Raw genomic sequence first — 15,355 nt, forward strand, 5'->3', positions numbered from 1 at the left:
GCTCATCGTGACGAGCCGCAGCGGCTATCTTCTCATTGCTGTCAACGTCCCGAACGGTTTGTCTGGCTGCTTGGCCAACGACCTGCGCGTGCGGGCTGACCCGAACGTGTGCTTGCCCGCAGATAATCTGCCCACCAGACGATAAAATGTTGCCTTCGAGGGCATTGGCGGTGCCTCATCACCGTACTGAGCCTTCAACGCCCGTGCGGTCTTGCGCTGCATGCGGCGCACCGTGCCCGTCGACAACTCAGTTTCGGCCCGACTGCGTCCACCATCCGGCAGGGCCGACCACCGCCGACTCCGATAGCAACGCGCCAGCCAAATCGGCCCGACAACTGCCTGTGCCACAACAAATGAAACAGCACCGGCAGCACATGCATCCGATCACCGACGATTTGAGCGCCAGACAATAGCCGCGCCGGTTCGGCGAACACCGCGAGCAACGACTCCGCCACATCCTCGCGGCACACACGGGGGTGTCGATACCCCGATAGCCACCGAATGTTCGCCACCAACACCTGATCAGGCACACCTATCCGGCGATAACCCCAACCCACTGTGCGACAAGCAATTTCCGACAGATCAAACTTGAGCTGATCATCCTCAGTGATGCGCTTATCATCGCGCACGTCAAGAACCGTCACACCGCCATCGGCATATCTAGCAAAGTAGTCCGGGACATGGTGAGTGCCACCAGGCCAATGCAGCCGAAACGGCTGCGACGCCACACCCACAACGTGCGGATCAGCATCGAGCAGCATCAGATGATCACGCTCCAGCCAGGATTCATGACCTACATGCTGGCCAGTCGTAGCAAACCACCACAGGCCTGGGTAGTTGCTTTGACCTCTAAAATTCGGGAAGATGCGGGCAGGTGAGCAATCCAAATCAAATCTGAGCATCGCGCACTCAACCAGCGGTACTCTGTGGCGTTGACCATCGGCGACGAACTCCACGTCAACGTCACTAGCAATCCGCGGCGCAACCAGCGCCCGAGACGCTTGCACACCCAAATGCTAAGAGCCGTACGACAGATCAAATGAGAACGACACGCGGTTGCGACAGATTAGATGAGAATGCGACAGGTCATTTGAGAACGGACAACGTAATAGCCTGCGGCACAACGCATTACGCCGATATTTAGTATTACGTCAGGTAATCCTGATGCGAGAGATGTCGAATATCAGGACATCTTGATATCATGGGTGTACCCTACCTCTTATGACGGTCATTAACGAGGGCGACACGGACGACGTTCACGAGGTTTGGCTGGCGCCGGTGTTCGAAGATGGCGAACGCAGCATTGGGTCCGGCGACGGCGCACATTCAGGATCGATCGCGGTCGAGGAGATCGGTCAAGGCGACGGCGGCAGTATCTATCGCTGGCGCCCGGCAGCCGAAGTCATCGGTTGGCGCGTGATCTGCCAATGCTACTCACGCGGCGAACAATGGGTCAGCCCACGTTTGTGGAAGCGTGTTCCATCCGAAGCCCTCGAAAACCTTGATGCGGCAAAGATTTACGCTGCAGACAGCGACGTGATCGATGTAGATGCTCGCCCGGATGTTCACGACGCGGTGTGCGCCGAGTGGCGTCGTGAGCACATGGCTGAGGCCGACGCGTTCGCGGCGGTTCTCTCCGCGAGTCGAAAGGTCAAGGAGTCCACCGCCGAACTCTCGGAAGCCGTCGCGGCAGCCCGTGGAGTCGGTTTGCCCTGGTCAAAGATCGGCGAAGCCGCTCAGATGAGCGGGCAATCGGCCCACGAACGCTGGTCCAAACGAGGCGAAACGGCAACAGCGAAAAGTCGCACGGTGCCCTTCTCGGATTTGGGACCACCATGAAACTAAATGTTGACTATAGTTCACTATCGGTGATATGTTGGGGACACGACACCGACCGAGGGCAAGGAAATCGAACGTGGCTGAGCAGACCGGAACTCCGCGCCATCGCATCGAGCAAGCGGCCCGCGAGAACGGATGGGATATCGATCAGCCGTCGGCGGTCTACGCACCCCTGATGTTCCGCTACGCCAAGAACGGCCACTACCCCATCCAGATCATCTACGACATCGATGGCAGCCTGAACAACGAAGTGATCATGACCACCGACGAGATCGTGGACGAACTTCAAAGCATAGAAGGGCGATGACCATGAGCATCCCAGCGAAGCCCGTGCAAATCACGACCTGTGGATACGACGACGGTGGCGTAAAAGTCGAGCTACGGGCCGAGTTCGATACCGAGGCCCAGCGTGGTGAGTTCATGGACCTGTTCCCCAAGTCCTACCGGCTGCGGCCCAACAAGCTGTACCGCGACCAGCGTGTTGGATCTCGCGCCGTACCCATAGTGGAGGGCACATACTTGTTGGTAGCCAGTCGCACTACAGGCGACAAGAACGAAGCTGGCCACGCACGCCTACGCAAGGTTATGGCCAAGCTTGATGCGTTGGGCATCGAATGGGAGCAGGCACAAGGGTTTTGGTCCAATCCGCAGCCAAAACTGGAGCGTGTCTTGGAGGAGTTCGCATGAAGGCTTATCCCTTGCAGGCGACGGTCACCAAGGCGCTACGTCGCGACGCTGGGATCATCGCCGCCAACGGTAATTACAAGCGACAGGGCTGGCGGGTGCGGGGCGGCGGCGAGCACCCGGCTTCGATTTATCCAGACCTGCACGACACGATCAACAGCGAACGCGACGCGCGGGATGCCGCTCTACTCGCCGAGAATCTTGCAGAACTCGGTTGGACTGTGACCGCAGAACCTGATCGAGTCGTTGTCCACAAGATACCGAGTAAAGCGAAAGCCCAACGTGCACCAGAAAAGAAGGCAGTGGTCAGCCAGGCTGAACAGAAGCGCAGAACTGCCGCCGCGAGTCAATTAGTGGGCGCAGCAACAATATTAGAGATGTTCGACGGGAACCCAACGATCATCGAATACTTATACGCACAGGCCCAAGCTCTCCGCACGACGGGCTCGCTACAGACCGAAGTGGCGGCGAAAGAGCCGCGCCTCTTCCATATTTGGAAGATCACGAGTCACGCAGACAAACGGGTAACTAGCGTGTTGGCTGAAAACGAGGCCGACGGACTAAGGAAGTGGGCAGCCAAAGCAGGCCTTTCCGAAGCGCCGCAAGACCACTATGCAACGGCCGATGAGTCGATTGGAGATGACCGTGGCTAAGCCCAAGGTAACCAACATCGTTCGTCACAACGGGCAGACCTACACGCGTACTGGACGCAGGTACAGCCATGCCGTGATCACAGTGTCATCAGGCCCAAACGCTTACGGCCACCCGTCCCAGCCACTAGTGGAGTGGGCAAGCACGCTGGAACTCGCACAGCGCAACGCTACGCAAATCGCGGGACGCCGTGACCGTGCCCGCAACGGCACTCTACGCGGAGGCTGGGGTAAGGAATGGCATGCCGGAATCACCGACATTGACGTGGTACCAGTCGATCACGAGGAGAGCTGAGAACCATGAGTGAGAACGTAAGCGACGTAAACCCCGCCAGCATGTCGTTTTACCTGCAGAAGGGCGGTGGTCCGAAGACTAAGCTCATATCCGTCGCTGAGATGCTGGCCGCGAGCGGGATCGATGTGCACAGGCTGATTGTCGATACGTTTGATCCTGTGCCACAACACGGCTGGCTCGATCACTTTCTGCGCCAGTCGCGGCCGGTGACGCTGAGTCCGGGGCTGCGCTCGGCAGCCGAGGTTCGCGAAGATCTGCTGGCGGCGATCGCGCGGCGGGCCGAGCACGATGTGAGCGAGGATGACCGGCAAGGCACTACTAAGTGGATTGAACGGGTCAAGGGAATGCCTGACGAACTGCTGTGGTCAGAGTATGCCACTCAGTGGGGTTTGCCCTCTGACGGCCAATCCTGACAGCGCCACTGCTTCCACACGAGGGTGATTGACGATATGAACAATTCTGAGGCCAGCGGCACTCGCGCGATTCTGACCTTGATAGGCCGGAGGCTGGACAGCCTGACGAAACAGGCACATGCTGAGGCGCGTGAGTATCCGAGCGCACGCCAGGACGCGATCGAACTCTCTCGATTGAGGCAGCTTGTGGAGGACCTCTCGACGGTACTGCTGGGCTGGGGCAACGCGCCTGACGGCGTGGGCGAAATGGTAGCTGAGCTGACGCACCCTAATCCGCAACGATTCCAGGTCGGCGACTTCGTTCAGCTCAAGTCTGAATACCTGGCACACGGGAATCCGAGTCTGTTCCAGATTGTCGAAATCAACGATGGGGAGGCGCTATTGGGCCAGCTCAGTAGCACCGAAGACGGCTTTGTCGGCGCTGGAGCGTCGGCTGCACTCGATGACCCAGAGCTGATCGCTGCGTTTCCTGAGATTCTGCAGCGGTACGCGAGGCACACCCGGTGACGGCCGTGCGACGGCGCGAGACGCCAGGCGGGATCCGCACGATATGAGCGCGGGCGATAACGTCAGGAACGAACTGTCTGAGATCGGTTTCAGCGGCGCGAAATACACCCGGCTACGCACGGTTCTGCAGCAGGCCCGCGACGGGGTGTTGGCCGCAGACTGGCGCGATCATCTAGTGACCCAATACGACGGCTCGGACCCTCGGCTACGGGTGCAGGCCGACGCCGAGTTCACCGCACTAACGGCGCTGCAGAATATGCCTCCTGCGCCGTGGGAGCCTGGAGAGGCGCCGAATTGGAAAGCCGCACTGGATAGTTGGTATGTTACTGCGCGCAATCTGCATGGCGAGTATTTCCTGTCCAATATGGAGCAGATGTGCAAACAGCTCGCTGTGGGCGAGAAGATCCTTCGACTTCCGAGCGAAAGCGGTGGCCTAGACCAAGGTTACGTCATAGGGACCGTCGCGGATGCCGACCGAATGCGCGATAAAGGGCGACGCCTGCACACTCACCAATACATCGTGGAGCGCACGCGCCTCACGGCCTACTACTTGGCGGGGCTGGCCGCGGGCGGTCTCGATGTGGACTGGGTGAGCTGGTATCGGGCAGAGGCTGCGACCTGGCCGGAAGATCAGCCTGACCGGGCCCGCGTTGAACAAGGTCTGACCCGGGCACCGTTTAGAGCTGTCATGCAGAAGTTGCCAGGGTACTGGCGAGCACCGACACCCTGAGCCCCAGCTCCCCCACTGTCGCAGCGACCATCCCGAGAAGGGCCTGATCGCTCTCCACATTCCCTTTTGCCCAGGGCGGAGCTACACTGCAAAAGTGGCGACACATGCGCCACAAGACGTAAACAGAGTGAGGTGTGTTTGATGTCTGATCAGCGGGTTCGGGTTGATTTTGATGAGCTGCAGGCGCAGATCGGCAAGCTGGAGCACTACGCCCAGGGCGTTGTCGCCGACACGAAAGCACCCCCCGAGGTTCTCGTCGGATACCGGACCGGCTATGCCGACGGCCCGTTCGCCGAGGTTGGTGACCTTCTGAGTCAGGGGCGCCTGTGCCGCGAGAAGGTCGGCGAGGCATTCGCTGGAGAGGCCCGTAATCAGGCCGACGCGCACCGCAACACGATCACCGGCTTCACTGACACCGACGCCGCCAACAAGTCTCTGATGGACAACACCGGCCAGAGCGGCGGCGAGGGTGATCTGTTGGCTCCCAATGGTGTTGGGCGAATTAACGATATCCAGTCTGGCGTCGGCGGCCTCAATGGACCCTATGACCTCTCGCTCCCGGACAGCTCCGGGCAGGTACGGCCTCAAATGCCGCCCGGGGTTGGACCTGATGCACCACTTCATCCCGGGCCCGCGCAGGTGCGCCCCGCCGACTAGTCGCTGCACCTCCCCCTCGCTTCGCGCGGGACTGGCCTGCATATACAACGTTTGCATTGTACAACGCGAGAGTTGTATATTGGGTTGGTGGGCCAATGGGGTGTGGACGTGTCACACATTGATGAGTGGCTCGTTGGTCTCGATGAGGACAGCTACGAGCAGGTCATCGCGGCCCTGGAATTGCTCTCAGAGCGTGGTCCAACCCTCGGGCGCCCACTCGTGGACCGGATCAGCAGCTCGCGGCACCACAACATGAAGGAGCTTCGGCCCGGGTCCAGCGGCCGGTCGGAGATACGGATCTTGTTCGCATTCGATCCGCACCGTACGGCAGTGCAACTCGTCGGCGGCGACAAGGAGCATCGCTGGAAACAGTGGTACCGGCAGAACATTCCGGTGGCAGATGCCCGGTACGACGAACACCTCGCCAAGACAGAAGGGACCTCACGATGACAACGCTCGAAGAGATGCTCATCAAGCGGCCGGTGAATCGTGCCCGGGTCGATGAGCACAAGGCTGCCATGAACACTGCGGTGCAGGTGCACGCGCTGCGCGAGTTGCGCGAGACGCTCAACATCACGCAGATCGCCTTGGCCTCACAACTGGAAGTCACTCAGGCTCGCGTTTCGGCGATTGAGCGTGGTGATTTCGAACGAGCGTCCGTGGACACCCTGCGCCGCTACGTCGAAGCTCTCGGCGGCCACCTGCGCGTGGAAGTCGAGCTTGGCGACGACCGAATCCAAATCGGATAGCGGCACCGGTGGTTCTACTGCCACCAGCTTTTGCGGGCTCTCTCGGCGTTCTCGGGGGTGAAATCGGCGCGGGCGCCTATGCGGTTGAGGATGGCGCGTCGGTGCCCCTGCGGCAGGTCTAGGAACGGCAGCGCGAACTCGCTGAGTATCCAGAGTGTGCGGGCGTCGCGGTCTTCCCACACCGATAGGAACGGGAACCATGGACCGAGGGCGCGGAAGGCCTCTTTGGTGTAGCCCCAGGATTTCCACAGCGGCGGCGGGAGTAGGTAGCCGTCGTCATCGAATGCCGGGGTCTTCTCGATCCAGTACTGGTAGGGGCCCACGATCGAGGTGAACTCGCGCCACCCGTTGACCGAGCCGGGCTTGGACGATACGACGGTGACCGTTTCACCTGTCCGGTAGGCCTGATCGCAGTTGTGGTGAAAATCGGGATCGATGCGCAGCGCACCAGTGGTCTGGACGGTGTGCACGAAGCCCGTCACTTTCGAGACACCGCTGTTAAGCACGAGCGGATTGCCGAGCATCCCGGCCTGCTGCGCGCGATCGATGGCCGCGCCCACGGCACTGGAGGCGGCGGCGCGGTAGGCGAACGCGTCGGCGAATCGTTCGGTGGTGGACAGGTAGTTGAAGGCATCGGCCTTGGGCCGCAATCGTGTTCCCGCGGCAAGAGCCGTTCCGGCACCGTGGTACAGGGGCGATTCCATTGTGGGCGCTACTCCTTTGTTTCGGCTGTCCTGCAGGCGATGGTCCGCTGTCACCTCGCATTGTGCCGCCCGAGGGGGACATCGCCGGAGAATCGGTCAGGAACTGATTTCGGCGGGCGGGTGACTTTCGATATCGGCTGCTATGAGCGCGGCCCCCAGGACGCGGGCATGTTTGTCGGCGAGTTGGAACGGGACGCCGGTGATGGAGAGCATGTCCCCGCCAGTCCCCTGGCCTAGGCGGATCTTGCCGCATTCGAGGGGTTGGTCGCTCAGTGCCACGTGAACGACGCGATCGCCCCATTCGTCGGTTTCGACGGCGGGCAGGGCGGTGACGGCGTACCGGTTCACCCTCATCGCTTCGAGGGCGGCGCGGGCGGCACGCACATGTTCGGGTTGGGCGGTGGCGATACCGAACGATGTTGCGATCGACTGTGCGAGAAGGGTTTCCAGGGTGTTCATTTCGTCGGGTCTCCGTTGTTCTGGCGGCGGCGCTGTTCGGCGACCTGGGCCTTGCTGGGTATCTTGCTCACGTAAAGGATGCTGTCGAACTTGGCGTAGTTCGTAGCCGAGCGTGCGCAACTCTGCGGCGATCTCATTTGAATACGGTCTGGGTGGCAGACCACCGGTACAGAGCCTCGCGAGTCGCGAGTACCTCAGCGGTTGACACCGCCACACCGCACCGGCCCACCGCATCCCAGAGAGCACCGAACCGCTCCTGCGGGTCTCGGGTGGTGTCGAGCCAAGGACGCTGGGCGGCGTACCAGTCAGCGGTCGGCAGGATGGCATCCAGCGGGCCGGACTGACGCCCTGGCGGGGTTAATTCTGCTGCTGCGCCCTGCACAAGCTCCTCAGCAGTCGCTTTGAACTGGCCGGAGGCGTCAGCAGTTGCCAAGACGGAGCGTGCGCGAAGCTCATCGCCGATCGCCGCCAGCACGTCGTGCGCGCCAGAACCGCTGGTTATGGGATTGTGGTGCTGGTTCATTTCAGACCCCCATCTTCGGTGTTGGTCTCCATGCTCTCTCGCCGGGCGGTGCTTTGAGCAACGAGTTCCTCAAAACGTGCGCGGATTTCGGGTCGCAACCGGGAAATCATGCGGGTTTGGCCGCTGTGCAGGGTATGCAGACCCTGCGAGGCATGCGTGCTGGTCAGGGCCAAGGCAAGGCACCAGTCGCGTCCGTAGTAGCGGCCACTGTTCGCCCAGGTGCCGTCGGGTTGTTTGGCGATGTGAAATCGGTTGATGCCATGGTTGCTCGACATCAGCAGCTCGTTGGGCTCGTAGTCTCCGCAGGCCGGGCACACCAGCACGCTGATGCGGTCGTGGTCGGCGCCGTTGAACCACAGGTCTTGCTCGCGGGCTTCGGCGACGGTGAGTTCGACGGTAATGACCAGCGCGTCAAACGCGGCATCGCGCTCGGCGATCGCCGCCTCACGGGCAGCGGTCACCTCGGGCTCGAAATCCATCATCATTTGGTCTGCCATGGCGCTACCTCCGGGCTCTGTTCTGATGGTTTCAGCCTACGCCGAATGTGAACTATAGTCAACTGCTGATGTTGAACCGCTAGACGCTAAAACCTCACTCCCCCAACATCAGTCGCGCCAGCGCGGCCGGATTCGCCCATCTCTAGCGGGTTGACTATAGTTAACATGCCGTGTAGGGTCGGGACTGCTGACGCGCTGCGTATCACCCACTTAGCCAAGGAGATTCGGCCATGACCAGCACCTCCGATGCACCGAATAAGGTTTACCGGGACAGGTTCGAGGTGATTTTCACCAAGGGCGGCGCGACGATCGGCCTGTTTGTGACGCGTGGTTGGCTGCAGAACGCGCTCGACGCGCGTGGGCTGCCATTGGCCCAGGAATTGTCTGATCAGGATTTCGCGCACCATGTGTTCCGCTGCTGTGAAACCAATGACATGCTGGCCCATGCAATTGCGAGCCGCAACAACGGGGGCCGGGCTTTCGGCAAGTCCGTCACGGGTGTGCGGTATATCGAAGATGACGCGCTGGCGACGCTGCTGGACGGCACGACGATCGCGGTACCGATGCAGATCATTGAGGGCATCAAGGCCAAGCTCAGATGGCTGGAAAACGCCGGGCCCGAGGACGAATCGCAGGCCGACTACCTGTGCCCGGACAAGGACGGGCACCTGTGGGTTCTGAGCGCTGGCTCGATCGGTGTCGCACCGGCCCTGCGGATCATCGCGCAGGACAACGGCACGCATGAAGTCCACGTCATCAACGTCTGCGACGGCACGCTCACCGCACGCAGCTCGATCGACCTCTCCGATCCCGGCGCAGCCATTCGATCAGCGCTGGACGTGTGGGACGCCACCGAGGTCTGAAATCCCCCTCCAGCGTCATCTTCTGTTTGACACACCTCTTGGGGCGTGTTGGGCCTGGCGCCAACCACCCAGTGAGCGGTACCGTCCTCTTCGTCACCTTCACCGGTGGCATCGAACTTCAAATAGGCGAGGTCTAAAAGCCCCGTGCGCCTTGCCCATCCACGGGCTACGACGGTTTTGCGGCTATTTGAAGGAGAACAGATGGGATCACCCGGGCGGGACGCTACACACCGCCAACTGAGCATCACCTTGTCCATGAACTGGCGCCGTAGGCGACCAACGCGACCGGTCAGTGCCGGTCCTGCTGCTGCACACGGTGGGCTTCCGGCCGCACCGTTGTGCGCAGCGTTGATGGCCGGGGCCTGCGGCGCAGCGTTGGCCTGCGCGATATGGCCCGCACTCGCGGGCCCGGTTTCAGTGGCACTCATGGCGCCTCCGTGCGTTGCGGCCTGCCTTCAACTGCCGATCACGAGCCGTCGCCGCGGGGCAACCGGAAGGCGTTGGTCTGCAGCCATAGCGGCATGGTCAGCGCGGATTTCCCGTCGGCGCTGCCGACGCTGATGCACACGAGGGCGAGCCATTCACCGAAGGAGCGCCGGATCCACGCAATTTGACGGCCCTCCTGCAGGGTGTCAATACGCAACCCGTGCTCCTGCACGACGTGCGGCGCGAATTGCATGGGCCGCACTCCTTCGGAATTGCCGGGCTCGGGCGGCCCCCAGTATGTGACCGGCCAGACCTTGGTTGTATCGACAATGACGCGGCGATCGACACGGCGCAGCATCTCAACCCCAGGCGGGTCGTTCCATCCATCGAACATACATTCGATTAACGCACACCAGAGCGGTATGCGAAAGTCCGCGATCTCGGGAGGTCACGCGCCGCCCTGCGGCATTTGCGTGGACCCTTCACACGGAGGGCCCCAGATTCCGGTCCGGTCGGCCTGTGCCTGATGTTCGGCGGCGGCGATCTCGCTGGCCCACCGGCTGGGCCGGTGCCCATAGGTGTAGGCGCGGGCGTGTCCGGTTCGGGTCGCATCGATCGAGTAGTTCAGCCCGGATGGCAGGAGGACGAAAGCCAGTGTGCGACCGTATCTGTCGTGAGCGTCTTGAGAGCTGTCGGCCACCAGTTGCACTCGTTGCCCTTGAGGGAAAAGGGTTTTGGCGTACTCGCTGGCCTGCGGCCCGCCGCACTGGACTGGCGTGTTGGGCTTGACCATTTCGTAGGGGTCGTACATCGGCTTCTCACGCACTATCCGGCGATCAAATTGTCCTGTGTCAAACCTGTAATCACGACCTGCCCCGCACAGGGCAGCTAGTTCGGGGATAGTTCGGTAGGCCCGCGTGTCCATCCACGTCTCGTGAAATCCCGGAAGCCGCCAAGGAAATGCGAGGAAAAATCTGAATGAGCTAATGGGGATAGGCCGAATGTCGAAGGGGCGGAACACTTGGGCAGTCCTACTGTAACCAGTGATGTACAGGGCCTTCCGGTTCTGCACCGATGCGGGTGCATATTGGTCTGTAGTCCAAGATTCGGACTACAGTGCGGTGGAAGTCGCCGATCGATGCCTGCAGTTCCTGCGATTTGGGCGTGGGCTGGCAGAATCGACAACTCGTAAGTACGCCGAGGCGATTGCCCTGTACTACCGGTTTTGTGAAGAACGGTCGGCCGATTGGGCTAGCCCAGATATGACCGCCTTTCAGATGTGGCTGCGGGTCGCACCTTCACCCCTACACCCGCATCCTGATCGCACGGCGTGGGCAGGCCCCGGTCACCGAGCTGCCCGTAGCAATGGTCGCCTGAACCTCATCACGTATGCCGTGTCCGAAATGTTCAAATACGCAGCTATAGAGGGATACTGGGAGCCATCGAAGCTGGGTCTTCTGTTCGAGACGGCGCCAGCCAAGCACTGGGGTGCCAGGCGAGACCGCCGCCCCGGCGCCGCATCCACTATGACTACTCGCCGGCGCCATCAATTGCGGACTAACCGCAACGAACGCCGGGATGCGCCGATTGATGCGGTCAAGGCCGCAGTAGGAGCTTGCGGAAATCTGCGGGATGCATTTCTGATTATCACACTCGCTACGACGGGGCTGCGTCGTGGCGAAGCTCTCGGGTTGCGGCTCAGTGATATTCATTTTCTGCCCAGTTCCACCGTATTGGGTTGCCAGTTCGAAGGCGCACACCTGCATGTGCGACCTCGAGAGAACAGCAATGCCGCGAGGGTCAAACGAGACAAGCCACGTGTGGTTCCGGTCGCTTCTACCTTGGTGCCCTTCTACGATCAGTATCGACACGAACGTGACTCGTGCAGAGCTGCAAGTGCCAGCGACTATGTGTTTGTGAATCTGTACAGACAGCCGTTGGGCGAGCCCATGAAGTTGCATGCGATCAACGAGCTGTTTAGTCGACTGAGTAGCCATGTCGGGCAGAAGATCACCCCGCACATGCTGCGACATACCTTCGGGACCAATGCCGCTCGAGAAGCAACGCTAGACGTAGTAGCAGAGCTACTCGGGCATGCGACCATCCGGTCCACGGAGATCTATCTACACCCCGATATTTCATTGCAGCGCAGAGCAATTGAAGGCGGCTCCCTGTCCAGTCTCCTCGATCCGAAAGCAACATGATGACCGACTACCGCAGTGCGCTAATACTCATGCCGCAGGAGGACAGGGAGGGCGGGACACGACAAAAAGGCCCATTCGATAATTGGCTTACAGAAGCGGGGTGGGACCCGAAAGCGCAGGTCTTGCGGCCAGAATCCACACACGAGACGCTGGGATGGAAGGAATGCGCAGTCAACGGCTGCATACGTCCTACGTGGGGGGTTAAGAGTCGCGGGCTGTGCAGTGGATGTCTCGGTGTGTGGCGCGCACGGGGGCAGCCTGATTTCGAGAAGTTCTGTGAGAAACCCAGGCGGCGAGTGGAATATCAGCTTTCCGAGCTTTGCGAGGTTGTCCGTGACGGGCGCCAATGTCGCCAACCTGCCAACTGCAAGGGGCTATGTAAGCGGCACGCTGACACCGTCCGCCATCACATGAAATCTAACGGACTAACTCGCGCGCAAGCACTAAAAATATGCACACCCTTCGGATTTGGCCCGCCTTGTCAAGTTCTGGCATGTGATCGGCCGGCGCAAATGGTGACGCTCGGGCTGTGTGTAGCACACCGCACGCGCTGGCAACGGATACAAAACGAAGGTAGCTCAACGTCGTTTGAGGAGTACTGTCGCCGGACCAGCCAAGTCACCGACGGTCGCATGGTGGTCTTCACGGGTCTGGAGAACCGGGTAGCCCGCCAGATTCTATTCGGGGTGTATACCCGTTCGCGTAGAGGATCTCTCACGCGGACTGTACATCTGCAACAGATAGTCGACTACGTCCGCCAGCTTGAGGTGGGCGATCTGCGAGAGGTCAAAGACGAGCCGCGGCCAGATATTTGGCCGCGTAGTACGACTCAGCCGCTGCTGAATACCATCTTGAAGGCGGTGGAGCACGGCGATTGCACACCCGAGGATTTTCGGCACGCCGACATATGGCCCGGTGCAGTTTTCGGTATGAACAGTCAGGTCGACTTTCGCGGGATTTACCAGCCATGGTTGCGTCGTGTCACCCAGGCCTGGTGTTGGGACAACCTACACAGATTCGGTGACTTCACCACCTTCATCAAGATGGTCAACGAAGTCAACTACTTCTCGGAGTATCTGCACGATCACGCAAAAGCTCATGGCACCAAGCTCTCTGCGCTGGATCGGACCATTGTTTCCGGTTTTGCGGCCCACGTCGCCGAGTTGGTTCGGACCTCTGCACCTCGCGCACGGTACAACGTCGAACGAGGAGGTAAAAACCTGCGCTTCACGTGGAAGAAGGGGTCACAGATCGGCTGTCTACTGTCGGTGCAGAGGCTGCTGCGGTACGGCCGCGAAACTGACATGTTGGAACACTGCCCTGGGTCTTTCATGATTACCGACGACTTGCTTCCACGCCGCGGCTATACGCAGGAAACTGAATCAGGAAGATCGCTGCCAATAGAGGTCGTTCGGCAGCTTTTCGCCGGCGAAAACCTCGCGTTGCTTGAGGCAATGGCGTCCGAGTATCCACGGTTACTGCGGATACTCGGTGAGACAGGTCGCCGACCAAGTGAAATCACCTCGCTGCGTTATGACTGCATCGACCACAGCCCCGGGGGCCCGTTCCTGGTCTATACCGAAACGAAGGTCACCTCAGGAGAAGTACGCAAAGTCCCTGTGCTGGCCGCGGTTGTGGATGCTGTACGAGTGCAGCAAGCGCACACCCGCTCACGTTTTCCCGGCACTGAGGCTTCCGACCTGGCCTTATTTCCTAGGCTCACGATGAACTCACACGGCTACCACGGAACCCATCCGAGCACATTTGGGCACACGTTCAACCAATGGATACGCGTCCTGCCGAAGCTTGACTCTGCCGAAATCGGCTCTGACGGAGAGCCTATTGCGTATGACAGGTCTCTCATCAGTGCCTACTCATTCAGACACACCTACGCTCAGCGTCACGCGGATGTTGGCACGCCGCCTGACGTTCTAAAACAACTGATGGGGCACGAGTCCATCCTGACCACGATGGGCTATTACAGGATCACCCAACAGCGTCGCCGTGAGGCTGCTGAACTCGTTGGCAACCTCGTGGTGAGCGACGGCGCGCTGGCCCTTCGGCCGATGACTAAGAGTCATCAACTGGCCAATGAACATGCCGGTATCGCAGTTCCTTTCGGCAAGTGCTCCAACCCGCAGAATGTCGCCGCAGAAGGTCACGGTTGCCCTATCCGGCACCGATGTTTTGGATGTGCGTCATTTAGCAGTGATCCCTCTTACCTGCCGGAAATGCGTCGGCGACTACTAGATCTGAAAGCTATAAGGGCACGCATCGACGCATTCGAGGGGGCACAGGAATGGGCTAAGCGCGATGCGCGTCCTAGTGACGAAGAGATAAGGGCCTTGCAGAAGCGAATACGCACCGAGGAAACCAAGCTGGTTAAGGCAACCCCCGAGCAACGCGCACTCATCGACGAAGCGGCCACTACATTGCGCAAAGCCCGAGCTGCGGCCACGGTCGACCTCAAACTGACTCGCCGAGAAGAGATCGACGACAGTTGGATCTCTTACACCGACGAACGCAGGCATGCGATCGACACCCTGGGCAAGCTGACCAATGACTGAACCACAGTCATACGAACAACGTGTCGCCCGGCTAGCTCAATCTCGGCGACGAGAATCGGATAACAAGCGTGCAGCGGTTGCCAAGGCACTACGTGACATGCGACGCGAAGATCGGCCAATAACACGGCGCGCCATCATTTCTCGTGCCGGCGTTCATCGCAACTTCTTGTATCGACATAAGGATCTCGCCGCCCAAATAGACGATGCCGCAGCCGCTTATCGTTCGCACCCACCCCGCCGGCAGGCAGATCGAATTAGCAATGACAGCCTTCTGGCGGAGCTGGCTACTGTTCGCCAGCGCAACCGCGAACTGCACCAGAGGATCCAGACCCTCGAACGTCGGCTGGGAGCGCAAGGATCAACTCTCGGCCCCGAACTTCTGGACCAGCACCCGCTGGTCGTAGAGCTGCGCCAACGGCTTGCACAAGCTGAGATCCAGAACCAAGAGAATGGCAGGCTGATGGATGCACTACTCGAAGACGTCGAAGTACTGCGGGAAACGAATCGATCGCTGGTGCGCCAATACGGACTTACCGAGCCCTGATCGCATCCGGCAGCGGACTCGTTGACGCGTACGCTGTGCACGCG

General features: G+C 60.4%; 23 protein-coding genes and 1 pseudogene. 15 read left to right on the forward strand and 9 right to left on the reverse strand.

All coding sequences use genetic code 11. The annotated features are described in order from the left end of the window. Positions 1 to 30 precede the first annotated feature (30 nt). Both B4393_RS28130 and B4393_RS21760 read right to left on the reverse strand, forming a co-directional pair. Positions 31 to 255 (reverse strand): annotated as a pseudogene (locus tag B4393_RS28130) (integrase); the annotation flags it as partial. Beyond that, on the reverse strand, positions 195 to 956 hold the full coding sequence (locus B4393_RS21760) for a TnsA-like heteromeric transposase endonuclease subunit (RefSeq protein ID WP_236743210.1): 762 nt from the start codon (positions 954 to 956) through the stop codon (positions 195 to 197). The gene B4393_RS21760 and the pseudogene B4393_RS28130, both read right to left, overlap by 61 nt. Positions 957 to 1,221: 265 nt before the next feature. Between B4393_RS21760 and B4393_RS21765 the strand changes: the two genes are divergently transcribed. From B4393_RS21765 to B4393_RS21810, 11 genes are all read left to right on the forward strand, one after another. Then, positions 1,222 to 1,839: a hypothetical protein gene (locus B4393_RS21765; protein ID WP_078335862.1), complete on the forward strand. Its 618-nt coding sequence runs from the start codon at positions 1,222 to 1,224 to the stop codon at positions 1,837 to 1,839. A gap of 76 nt (positions 1,840 to 1,915) precedes the next feature. Next, positions 1,916 to 2,146, forward strand: a complete 231-nt coding sequence (locus B4393_RS21770) for a hypothetical protein (RefSeq protein ID WP_078335863.1) — start codon at positions 1,916 to 1,918, stop codon at positions 2,144 to 2,146. A 2-nt stretch (positions 2,147 to 2,148) separates the two neighbouring features. Beyond that, the gene (locus B4393_RS21775; protein ID WP_078335864.1) at positions 2,149 to 2,526 is read left to right on the forward strand and encodes a hypothetical protein; all 378 of its coding nucleotides are present in this window, start codon (positions 2,149 to 2,151) and stop codon (positions 2,524 to 2,526) included. Then, positions 2,523 to 3,176, forward strand: coding sequence for a hypothetical protein (locus B4393_RS21780; RefSeq protein ID WP_078335865.1), 654 nt, complete (start codon positions 2,523 to 2,525; stop codon positions 3,174 to 3,176). Before B4393_RS21775 ends, B4393_RS21780 begins: the two co-directional genes overlap by 4 nt. Positions 3,177 to 3,258: 82 nt before the next feature. Continuing rightward, the gene (locus B4393_RS27975) at positions 3,259 to 3,468 is read left to right on the forward strand and encodes a hypothetical protein (RefSeq protein ID WP_204985584.1); all 210 of its coding nucleotides are present in this window, start codon (positions 3,259 to 3,261) and stop codon (positions 3,466 to 3,468) included. A gap of 5 nt (positions 3,469 to 3,473) precedes the next feature. Continuing rightward, positions 3,474 to 3,881 (forward strand): hypothetical protein, encoded by a 408-nt coding sequence (locus B4393_RS21785; RefSeq protein ID WP_133052564.1) that lies wholly within the window; start codon positions 3,474 to 3,476, stop codon positions 3,879 to 3,881. A 36-nt stretch (positions 3,882 to 3,917) separates the two neighbouring features. After that, complete coding sequence (locus B4393_RS28135) at positions 3,918 to 4,388, forward strand: hypothetical protein (RefSeq protein ID WP_236743211.1); 471 nt, start codon at positions 3,918 to 3,920, stop codon at positions 4,386 to 4,388. Positions 4,389 to 4,431: 43 nt separating this feature from the next. Next, a complete protein-coding gene (locus tag B4393_RS21795; protein ID WP_078335868.1) occupies positions 4,432 to 5,118 on the forward strand; it encodes a hypothetical protein in 687 nt (228 codons plus the stop codon). A gap of 141 nt (positions 5,119 to 5,259) precedes the next feature. After that, on the forward strand, positions 5,260 to 5,775 hold the full coding sequence (locus B4393_RS21800) for a hypothetical protein (RefSeq protein ID WP_078335869.1): 516 nt from the start codon (positions 5,260 to 5,262) through the stop codon (positions 5,773 to 5,775). A gap of 108 nt (positions 5,776 to 5,883) precedes the next feature. Next, positions 5,884 to 6,225 carry a type II toxin-antitoxin system RelE/ParE family toxin gene (locus B4393_RS21805; RefSeq protein ID WP_236743212.1) on the forward strand — a complete coding sequence of 114 codons (342 nt, stop codon included), beginning with the start codon at positions 5,884 to 5,886 and terminating at the stop codon, positions 6,223 to 6,225. Further along, positions 6,222 to 6,524: an XRE family transcriptional regulator gene (locus B4393_RS21810; RefSeq protein ID WP_078335871.1), complete on the forward strand. Its 303-nt coding sequence runs from the start codon at positions 6,222 to 6,224 to the stop codon at positions 6,522 to 6,524. The genes B4393_RS21805 and B4393_RS21810 overlap by 4 nt, the downstream gene beginning before the upstream one ends. Before the next feature lie 14 nt (positions 6,525 to 6,538). Here B4393_RS21810 and B4393_RS21815 read toward each other — a convergent pair whose 3' ends face one another. From B4393_RS21815 to B4393_RS21830, 5 genes are all read right to left on the reverse strand, one after another. Further along, complete coding sequence (locus tag B4393_RS21815) at positions 6,539 to 7,228, reverse strand: hypothetical protein (protein ID WP_078335872.1); 690 nt, start codon at positions 7,226 to 7,228, stop codon at positions 6,539 to 6,541. Positions 7,229 to 7,324: 96 nt separating this feature from the next. Continuing rightward, positions 7,325 to 7,687: a hypothetical protein gene (locus tag B4393_RS21820; RefSeq protein ID WP_078335874.1), complete on the reverse strand. Its 363-nt coding sequence runs from the start codon at positions 7,685 to 7,687 to the stop codon at positions 7,325 to 7,327. Next, positions 7,684 to 7,824, reverse strand: coding sequence for a hypothetical protein (locus tag B4393_RS27630; RefSeq protein WP_157901309.1), 141 nt, complete (start codon positions 7,822 to 7,824; stop codon positions 7,684 to 7,686). Before B4393_RS27630 ends, B4393_RS21820 begins: the two co-directional genes overlap by 4 nt. Further along, positions 7,821 to 8,210: a hypothetical protein gene (locus tag B4393_RS21825; RefSeq protein ID WP_078335876.1), complete on the reverse strand. Its 390-nt coding sequence runs from the start codon at positions 8,208 to 8,210 to the stop codon at positions 7,821 to 7,823. The genes B4393_RS27630 and B4393_RS21825 overlap by 4 nt, the downstream gene beginning before the upstream one ends. Beyond that, on the reverse strand, positions 8,207 to 8,707 hold the full coding sequence (locus B4393_RS21830; RefSeq protein WP_083069928.1) for a hypothetical protein: 501 nt from the start codon (positions 8,705 to 8,707) through the stop codon (positions 8,207 to 8,209). Before B4393_RS21830 ends, B4393_RS21825 begins: the two co-directional genes overlap by 4 nt. Before the next feature lie 230 nt (positions 8,708 to 8,937). Between B4393_RS21830 and B4393_RS21835 the strand changes: the two genes are divergently transcribed. After that, positions 8,938 to 9,570 (forward strand): hypothetical protein, encoded by a 633-nt coding sequence (locus B4393_RS21835; RefSeq protein ID WP_078335878.1) that lies wholly within the window; start codon positions 8,938 to 8,940, stop codon positions 9,568 to 9,570. Between the two features lie 466 nt (positions 9,571 to 10,036). Here B4393_RS21835 and B4393_RS21840 read toward each other — a convergent pair whose 3' ends face one another. Further along, positions 10,037 to 10,249, reverse strand: coding sequence for a hypothetical protein (locus B4393_RS21840; RefSeq protein ID WP_078336009.1), 213 nt, complete (start codon positions 10,247 to 10,249; stop codon positions 10,037 to 10,039). A 195-nt stretch (positions 10,250 to 10,444) separates the two neighbouring features. Beyond that, complete coding sequence (locus B4393_RS21845) at positions 10,445 to 10,822, reverse strand: thermonuclease family protein (RefSeq protein ID WP_236743213.1); 378 nt, start codon at positions 10,820 to 10,822, stop codon at positions 10,445 to 10,447. A 295-nt stretch (positions 10,823 to 11,117) separates the two neighbouring features. On the opposite strand from B4393_RS21845, the gene B4393_RS21850 reads away from it, so the two are divergent. From B4393_RS21850 to B4393_RS27635, 3 genes are all read left to right on the forward strand, one after another. After that, positions 11,118 to 12,200 carry a tyrosine-type recombinase/integrase gene (locus B4393_RS21850; protein ID WP_157901310.1) on the forward strand — a complete coding sequence of 361 codons (1,083 nt, stop codon included), beginning with the start codon at positions 11,118 to 11,120 and terminating at the stop codon, positions 12,198 to 12,200. A 632-nt stretch (positions 12,201 to 12,832) separates the two neighbouring features. Beyond that, entirely contained in the window at positions 12,833 to 14,767 is a 1,935-nt protein-coding gene (locus B4393_RS21855) for a tyrosine-type recombinase/integrase (RefSeq protein WP_157901311.1), read from the forward strand. After that, entirely contained in the window at positions 14,760 to 15,311 is a 552-nt protein-coding gene (locus tag B4393_RS27635; protein WP_133052562.1) for a DUF6262 family protein, read from the forward strand. Before B4393_RS21855 ends, B4393_RS27635 begins: the two co-directional genes overlap by 8 nt. The last annotated feature ends 44 nt before the right edge of the window (positions 15,312 to 15,355 follow it).

It is taken from the genome of Mycobacteroides franklinii (assembly GCF_002013895.1).
Lineage (GTDB): Bacteria > Actinomycetota > Actinomycetes > Mycobacteriales > Mycobacteriaceae > Mycobacterium > Mycobacterium franklinii.